This window comes from Propionivibrio sp. (assembly GCF_049316945.1).
Taxonomy (GTDB): domain Bacteria; phylum Pseudomonadota; class Gammaproteobacteria; order Burkholderiales; family Rhodocyclaceae; genus Propionivibrio.
On record NZ_JBMOJE010000187.1, the window covers coordinates 1 to 6,995 of the forward strand.

A 6,995-nucleotide genomic window follows, 5' to 3' on the forward strand; every position below is an offset into this window, starting at 1 on the left:
CGAAAATAGGGGACAGACCACGGTTTTCCGGGGAGATTCATGTTGCGCTCACTTTTCAAGCAAGAATATTTTCGTCTAGATGCCAGCCTGTTTGAGGGCGCGTAGCGTGCCTTCGGGCATGTCACCAACTCAATTATTGATCCTACTCGGAAACCTGTATGTTGCACAGGTCGAGTCGCTCCGAGGCTTAGGAACGGCTACGAAATAACTTCCCGATTTTATCTTCTCACCTGCATTGATCGCGCAATCCAGATGATCACCAAAGCAGAAGCACGACACTGCCATCGATTCGCTTCGGCAACAAGCTGAATAAGGAATCATCGCTGAAAGCCGCGTCGATAGGCGTTCTACAACAATGACGCCAGAAGAGTCAATGAATACGCCACTCTTCAGGCACGCATGCTGTAGATTCCCTACCCATGAGCCCCGCAGTCCGCTGTTCGTAGGGGCACGGCGCGCCGAGGAGAAAATAGGGGAAAATAGGGGACAGACCACGGTTTTCCGGGGAGATTCATGTTGCGCTCACTTTTCAAGCAAGAATATTTTCGTCTAGATGCCAGCCTGTTTGAGGGCGCGTAGCGTGCCTTCGGGCATGTCACCAACTCAATTATTCATCCTACTCGGAAACCTGTATGTTGCACAGGTCGAGTCGCTCCGAGGCTTGGTGGATGCGCCCGCTTATCCGCCCAAAGAGCCCAAAAGGGGCCAGGGTCAATTAACCGACCCGATCACCAGCGTTGACGCATGAATATCTCGGCAAACCCTGATCAGTGCAAATAGGGCAAATAGGGGACAGACCACGGTTTTCAATTGACTGAGCTGACAGGTGTGCATACAATGTGCCAATGGAAATTGAATTTGACCCCGAAAAGGCTAAAGCCAACCCTATAAATCACGAGGGAGTCACTTTTGAGGAGGCGAAACCGGTTCTGCTCGATCCTTATGCGCTGACGCGGGAAGACATGGATGCGGTAGGCGAGCAACGTTTCGTTTCTCTGGGAATGGGTGGCAAGGGACGGATTTTGGTGGCGGTGTGGACGCTACGGAGTAAGCGAATTCGCATCATTTCGGCCTGGAAGGCCAACCAACTACAACGGAGGCGCTATGAGCAACAATTCTGACCCGCTGTTTGATCGCTATGCCAATATTGATTTCAGCGATGCCAAGCCCGTAACCGCCGTACCCGCGCTTGCTAGATTACAAGCCGAGCATGGCGGGAAGTCGCGCGTTACTATGCGTTTGGATAACGAAGTGCTCGCCATTTTCAAGGCTCGCGCAGAAATGACCGGCGGTAACTATCAAACCCTGATCAACCAAGCGTTGCGGGATGCGGCGCAAGGCGTGACGCTGGCAGAAGTGGTTCGACAGACCATTCGGCAGGAGCTACACGTCGGTTGATTTGCAGCGAAAAGGGGCCAGGGTCAATTAACCTAAAAACCTTAGTTGACAGGGACTAATTGACCGTAAAGCCAGGTTTGACAGGTGTTTAGCCCTCACCCCAACCCTCCCGGCTCTGCATTCCCTTCGGTCACAGGGAGAGGGGGTTTACACCCTTCTCCCTGCGGGAGAAGGGCTGGGGATGAGGGCTTGCGACATTGGCATCACATCCAACTGAGGTTTTCAGGATTAACCGACCCGATCACCCCTTGCCCTTCAACCCACCGAGGGCGCACTAACCGAAACCCCCTTCGCTCAAAAGGCCGCAGGGGGTTTCCGTTCGAAGGGTTTCTGCGCCGTCACGCCAACGCCGACTTTTGTAGGTAGTTGGCCGGGTTACACGCCGAAGTCTTCCCGGAAACGGTCGATCTGGTGCATCCGCTCATGCAGGATTGTCACAATGCCGATGTCGCCGTTCGAGAGCCCGCGCCAATAGACGAAATGCCGTTCATAGGGGAGAAGTAGCCTTCAATACCGAACTCGACCGGAACGGGGCGCGATGACGTCCGGTGATCCGCAATACCTTCGAAGGCTTCAAACAGGCCGGTAATGTAACGGTCGGCCTGCTGCGTGCCCCAGCCAGCGGTCAAGGGTGTAACGGTATATCTCGTCAAGCCGCCAGGACGCAGCATCCTGGATGCGGATATTGGCTTTGGTCATGCCGTGTCAGGCCCGGTTGCGTGCAATCACGTCCGCCGCCGTCAGCGGGTGATACGATGCTTCGGGCGTTGAATAGGCGTGGGTCAGCTCGGCTTTGAGGCGCTCGAACGCATCCGTTTCCTTACGTTCCTTGTCTCGCCGGATCAGGTCTCGCACATATTCGCTGACGTTCTCGTAGGCGCCATGCTCACCCACATTCGCGGTAACGAAGTCGCTGAGCGCGCCGCTGAGGCGAACAGTCATCGTCGTAGTCGTTACTCGGCTCATGAAACGCTCCTTTCATAATTTAATGTATTCCATATATTAGAAAATAGGGGACAAACCACGGTTTATTCATGATTCGGCATATGCTGTTAAGTCAGCGCTGGCGGGACGGCACCCAAGGGTGAAAGCATTACCTGTAGTGATCACCGACACCACGGACCCGACCACCAACGCCTGTTCCACATTCGCGATCAGTTCCGGCGAAGCGTTACTGTCGAGATAGTCGATCAGTACGTTTGTGTCGATCAGACAGCGGGTTGTCATTTCATGTGACCGCGCGTTTCCCATTCGGAACGTACTACTGCAAATTCGCCATGCAATTTATTCAGGTCGCACTTCGGAAAGCTGGCTCGTGCGGCCCTTGCTAAAGCAAGGACATCGGCGCTCGTTGCTGGAACGGTGGGCTCTTCATACAGCACAATAATTTTTGCCTGCACGATATTAGATGGCAAAAGCTCGCTACTGAAGTCAATTCGGTGATTAACGATTGGCGCTTCGATTTCAATAGCGATCATGTGGATACTCCTTTTGTAAAGCGGGAACGGGCAACGGTATTATCGGAATAAAAAGCCCTGCTCGGTCATCGGAAAAACGGGGCAGAACACAGTTTGTTCATGGCTCGGTACCTGAACGAAAAGTCGGGGCGAACACGAAAGCAAGAGTTTTCTGGCAGCGTGGCGTTCTAATCTGTCTCATCAACCTAAAAACCTCAGTTCAAACCACGGCGACACGGCGAGCAGCGCGAAGCCTGTGGGGAAACCAGTTCGCTGTCGAAATCAATATCATCATAGCGCAAGGTGATGGCATACGGATTCAACAGTGAGAGTTGTTCAGTTGAAACCGGTGCTTGTTCGTCGGCCTCAGCCAATTGCCCGACCAAGGCCACGTGGTTGTGGGTGCGACCGAAATCGGCACCACGCAAGGTAAGGACTGCCTTGAGACTTTTTTCTGCGGCTTGCTGTCCATGAAATGCGGCATTGGCAAAGCGAATCCCGAGCGCATTGAGCAGTGCAATGCAAGCGTCAAGATCCGCACTGGCAATGCGCAAAAGCCTGCGGGCCTCTTCAATGCGGGCCGCGGTCATAGACGACTTTACCTTGGGTTAGCGCCTGATGCAGTACGGTGCCAGGCACCGTGCTGCGGCGGGCAAATTCATTTTCGGAATAGACCAGGATATCGACGCCTTTGCCAACCCAGCCGACGGCGCGATAGAGGCGAGCCGCTTCAAGTGCTGGATTGCCAACGCGCGACTCAATGACCATCAGATCGATATCCGAATCGGCATCGGTATCGCCGCGCGCTTGCGAGCCAAACAGGATAATCCGGTTGGGTGATGCCACGGCGAGAATTCTTTCCACGGCAATTGTCACGGGATGCGGTATAGCGGAGTCAGCCCACGGTTTATTCATGGCTGACGGCTTCCCTTGCGCTTCCACAGTCGGCTGAAGTCGAAATCGATGCTGCATTTGCTCAGATCGAAGCGGTGTGTCTCGTCATGAAAATCCGCCACCTTGCGATATTCCCCGTCGACCAGTCGCCATATCTTGGCCTTTTTCGCCTCGGGATAAACCAGCACATAGTTCGCCACACCTTCCATGCGGTAGAGGTCGAACTTGATGACTTCGTCGCGCCGGGCGGTCTTGGGCGAGATGACTTCGAAAACCAGATCGGGGGCGCGGGTCAGGCGCTCGCTTTCGGGTTCATAACAGATCACCAGCACATCGGGCCGGACGACGGTGTCATCGGCAAATTGGACGTCGATCTCGAACAGTGCCTGGCAATGCGGGCAGTCGTCGAGACTTTCATCGAGCTGCCTGAAAATGGCTGCACTCAACTGCTGATGATCAACTGCCGGAGACGGCGCCATGGCCATTGGCTGGCCATGAATCAGCTCCCAATCACCTTCCCATTGCAGGTAATCCTGCACCGTGTAGGTTTCCATTGCCGGCTGGATGTACATGATCTTCAACTTCCTGAAAAGAAATTCGGTAGAACTCCCATTCTACGCACAAGCGAAACACATCCACCGACAGGCTCTCCGGGACTTGGGAGAATCAAGGGCAGGCCTGCTCTGGCAATCATGGCTGACGGCTTCCCTTGCGCTTCCACAGTCGGCCGAAGTCGAAATCGATGCTGCATTTGCTCAGATCGAAGCGGTGTGTCTCGTCATGAAAATCCGCCACCTTGCGATATTCCCCGTCGACCAGTCGCCATATCTTGGCCTTTTTCGCCTCGGGATAAACCAGCACATAGTTCGCCACACCTTCCATGCGGTAGAGGTCGAACTTGATGACTTCGTCGCGCCGGGCGGTCTTGGGCGAGATGACTTCGAAAACCAGATCGGGGGCGCGGGTCAGGCGCTCGCTTTCGGGTTCATAACAGATCACCAGCACGTCGGGCCGGACGACGGTGTCATCGGCAAATTGAATGTCGATCTCGAACAGTGCCTGGCAATGCGGGCAGTCGTCGAGACTTTCCCCAAGCTGATGCGCTATGGCGAAGCTCGTCACCTGATGCTCAACCGACGGCGACGGCGCCATGGCCATCGGCTGGCCATGAATCAGCTCCCAGTCACCTTTCCATTGCAGGTAATCCTGCACCGTGTAGGTTTCCATTGCCGACCGGATGGACATGATCTTCAACTTCCTGAAAAGATATTCGGTAGAGTTCCCATTCTACGCACAAGCAAAATATCAGGGGCAAATCACCGTTTTCCATTGTGCCGCCGGGGTTCAGGCGCGCACTTATACGGCCAGCGGCTTCGGCACGCGTCCCGCCTTCCTTCGCTTCGGCCCGGCCGGGGACAAGGACACGCGGTTGCGTCCCTGTTTCTTCGAGACGTACAAGGCTTTGTCGGCGCGTTCGATAAACTCGCTGGCGGTTTCGCCGGCACAGTAGCTGGCCACTCCGAACGATACGGTGATCTGCGCTATTTCCTGATTGTTGTTGCTGCGCCGGACCCGGCTCCCTTCAATCGTGGTGCGGATTTTTTCGGCGACGACGCGCGCTCCGTCCAGTGTTGTCTCAGGGAGAAGCACGGCGAACTCTTCGCCGCCATAGCGCGCCGCCGTATCCTTGCCCTTGACGTTGGCCTTGAGGATTTGCGCCACGGCGCGTATCACCTTGTCACCCAGGAGGTGCCCATAAGTATCGTTAACCTGCTTGAAAAAATCGATGTCGGCGAGCAGCAGGCTGGGGCCTGGCCCGCCCGTTTCGATTTCGCTTAAACAGGCGGCCAGCGCCATGTCAAATCCGCGACGATTGACCAGCCCGGTCAAGCCATCGACAAACGCGGCTTCACGGGCCTGTTCGACTTCCTGGCGCAGTTTCTGTATTTCGGCCCGGCTTTCGTCGAGGCGCACATTCAGGGTGGCGATGGCGCTCTGCATTTCGCGGGTGCCGCTCAGGAGTTCGTCAATGCCCTTGTCTGCGGCGGCATCCGCGGCCGCTTCTCCCTGGTCTTCGGACCAATGCGCCAAGGTGTTGCCGAAGCGATTCGCCTCGTTGCCGGCCTGCGCGGCAGATTGCGAGATGTCGGCGAGAACTTTCTGGAATTCAGCGGTGACGCGTTGTGCAGTCGCTTCGTCGAGTTCGGCGATGTATCGGCGGAACAAATCGTCGGTAGCGGCTTCGTCAAGCACCATGCCGTTCCTGGTAAGTTCGTCGATGGCGATTTTAAGCGGCTTGTTGATTCCCGCCACATATTCATACCAGATGGCGTAGCTGACCGGATGCAGCCCGGCATCCTGTCGCGACATCAGGGGCAGCGTCAGCCTGAGATATTCAGCGCTTTGCCTGACGGTTTCCTGATATTTCATCATTGGATGAAGGCCGCACAAGCAAAGGGAACGCTCCTGATGCTGCGCCATGTGCGCACGGTCAAAGAAATGCAATGCCTGCAAGCCGCACCGATAGGCGTTCTACAACAAGTCATGGCTGTGAACCAATAAAAACGCCAATCTTCAGGCATATAGCTTGTAGATCGACTATCCATAGGCTCTGCAGGAAGGATGGTCAATGATAGTCCCCTCAATATCCGTAAAGAAAGGCATGCCGCTGAATGTGCCGATAGCGCGATACCCTGTGCAAAGCCCACGCGAAGCATATTGTCGATCTCCACAGGCGCCATTTCTTTCTACAGCATTTTTTGTATGGCGGTCATAAAGCCAAGTGCCGCGACGATCAACACGCCAATTTTGATCGTAAGATTCAACTCAAGCGCTTTCAAACCTCGCCTGGTAGCCACATCGGCAACATTAAGGGCATTCTTTAAAGCATCGTTGATACCCTCGGCCTGATCGTCGCTAAACCCATTGGCCTTTAGCTCCTTAACGAGTTGATGCGTATCAAAAGTAATCGTCGACATACCCGACTCCATTATTAATTTATGTGGTTTGGTTCTGCCAGCGGGAACATGGTAGCGCTCTTCTTGCTCATTACCCAAAGAAAACAATAGAAGTCTGCCCGTCAATTTTCCCCAAGGCCTGCAACATCTGGCGCAACCGTCTTCCGGGAGAATCGGCGCGCTCCATTTTAACGATCGGCACCGGTACGCAAAGGGGTTTGCACACCCTGCAAGCAGGGTAAATTTGTTCTAACCCATCCGGCGTGGCCCGAGGCCAGGCTTCGCGCTC

13 protein-coding genes are annotated in these 6,995 nt (G+C 54.9%); 2 read left to right on the plus strand and 11 right to left on the minus strand.

Annotation, left to right across the window (positions count from 1 at the left end; all coding sequences use genetic code 11):
- Positions 1 to 845: 845 nt before the first annotated feature.
- The gene (locus tag ACOYNV_RS24515; RefSeq protein WP_422902431.1) at positions 846 to 1,121 is read left to right on the plus strand and encodes a BrnT family toxin; all 276 of its coding nucleotides are present in this window, start codon (positions 846 to 848) and stop codon (positions 1,119 to 1,121) included.
- Entirely contained in the window at positions 1,105 to 1,398 is a 294-nt protein-coding gene (locus ACOYNV_RS24520; RefSeq protein ID WP_422902432.1) for a BrnA antitoxin family protein, read from the plus strand. The genes ACOYNV_RS24515 and ACOYNV_RS24520 overlap by 17 nt, the downstream gene beginning before the upstream one ends.
- Positions 1,399 to 1,832: 434 nt before the next feature.
- On the opposite strand, the gene ACOYNV_RS24525 is transcribed toward ACOYNV_RS24520, so the two are convergent.
- The 11 genes from ACOYNV_RS24525 to ACOYNV_RS24575 form a co-directional block, all read right to left on the minus strand.
- Positions 1,833 to 2,051, minus strand: coding sequence for a type II toxin-antitoxin system RelE/ParE family toxin (locus tag ACOYNV_RS24525; protein ID WP_422902433.1), 219 nt, complete (start codon positions 2,049 to 2,051; stop codon positions 1,833 to 1,835).
- 52 nt (positions 2,052 to 2,103) lie between these two features.
- Positions 2,104 to 2,364, minus strand: coding sequence for a ribbon-helix-helix domain-containing protein (locus tag ACOYNV_RS24530; protein WP_422902434.1), 261 nt, complete (start codon positions 2,362 to 2,364; stop codon positions 2,104 to 2,106).
- Between the two features lie 66 nt (positions 2,365 to 2,430).
- On the minus strand, positions 2,431 to 2,625 hold the full coding sequence (locus ACOYNV_RS24535; RefSeq protein WP_422902435.1) for a hypothetical protein: 195 nt from the start codon (positions 2,623 to 2,625) through the stop codon (positions 2,431 to 2,433).
- Positions 2,622 to 2,876 carry a hypothetical protein gene (locus ACOYNV_RS24540; protein ID WP_422902436.1) on the minus strand — a complete coding sequence of 85 codons (255 nt, stop codon included), beginning with the start codon at positions 2,874 to 2,876 and terminating at the stop codon, positions 2,622 to 2,624. Before ACOYNV_RS24540 ends, ACOYNV_RS24535 begins: the two co-directional genes overlap by 4 nt.
- Positions 2,877 to 3,070: 194 nt before the next feature.
- Positions 3,071 to 3,445 carry a HEPN domain-containing protein gene (locus ACOYNV_RS24545; RefSeq protein WP_422902437.1) on the minus strand — a complete coding sequence of 125 codons (375 nt, stop codon included), beginning with the start codon at positions 3,443 to 3,445 and terminating at the stop codon, positions 3,071 to 3,073.
- Positions 3,426 to 3,770, minus strand: a complete 345-nt coding sequence (locus ACOYNV_RS24550; RefSeq protein WP_422902438.1) for a nucleotidyltransferase domain-containing protein — start codon at positions 3,768 to 3,770, stop codon at positions 3,426 to 3,428. The genes ACOYNV_RS24545 and ACOYNV_RS24550 overlap by 20 nt, the downstream gene beginning before the upstream one ends.
- Positions 3,767 to 4,321, minus strand: a complete 555-nt coding sequence (locus ACOYNV_RS24555) for a Uma2 family endonuclease (protein WP_422902439.1) — start codon at positions 4,319 to 4,321, stop codon at positions 3,767 to 3,769. The genes ACOYNV_RS24550 and ACOYNV_RS24555 overlap by 4 nt, the downstream gene beginning before the upstream one ends.
- Before the next feature lie 118 nt (positions 4,322 to 4,439).
- The gene (locus tag ACOYNV_RS24560) at positions 4,440 to 4,994 is read right to left on the minus strand and encodes a Uma2 family endonuclease (protein WP_422902440.1); all 555 of its coding nucleotides are present in this window, start codon (positions 4,992 to 4,994) and stop codon (positions 4,440 to 4,442) included.
- Between the two features lie 111 nt (positions 4,995 to 5,105).
- Entirely contained in the window at positions 5,106 to 6,182 is a 1,077-nt protein-coding gene (locus ACOYNV_RS24565) for a GGDEF domain-containing protein (protein WP_422902441.1), read from the minus strand.
- Positions 6,183 to 6,496: 314 nt separating this feature from the next.
- The gene (locus tag ACOYNV_RS24570) at positions 6,497 to 6,727 is read right to left on the minus strand and encodes a hypothetical protein (RefSeq protein WP_422902442.1); all 231 of its coding nucleotides are present in this window, start codon (positions 6,725 to 6,727) and stop codon (positions 6,497 to 6,499) included.
- A 70-nt stretch (positions 6,728 to 6,797) separates the two neighbouring features.
- Positions 6,798 to 6,995: hypothetical protein (locus tag ACOYNV_RS24575; protein ID WP_422902443.1), on the minus strand; the 198-nt coding region annotated here is incomplete at its 5' end.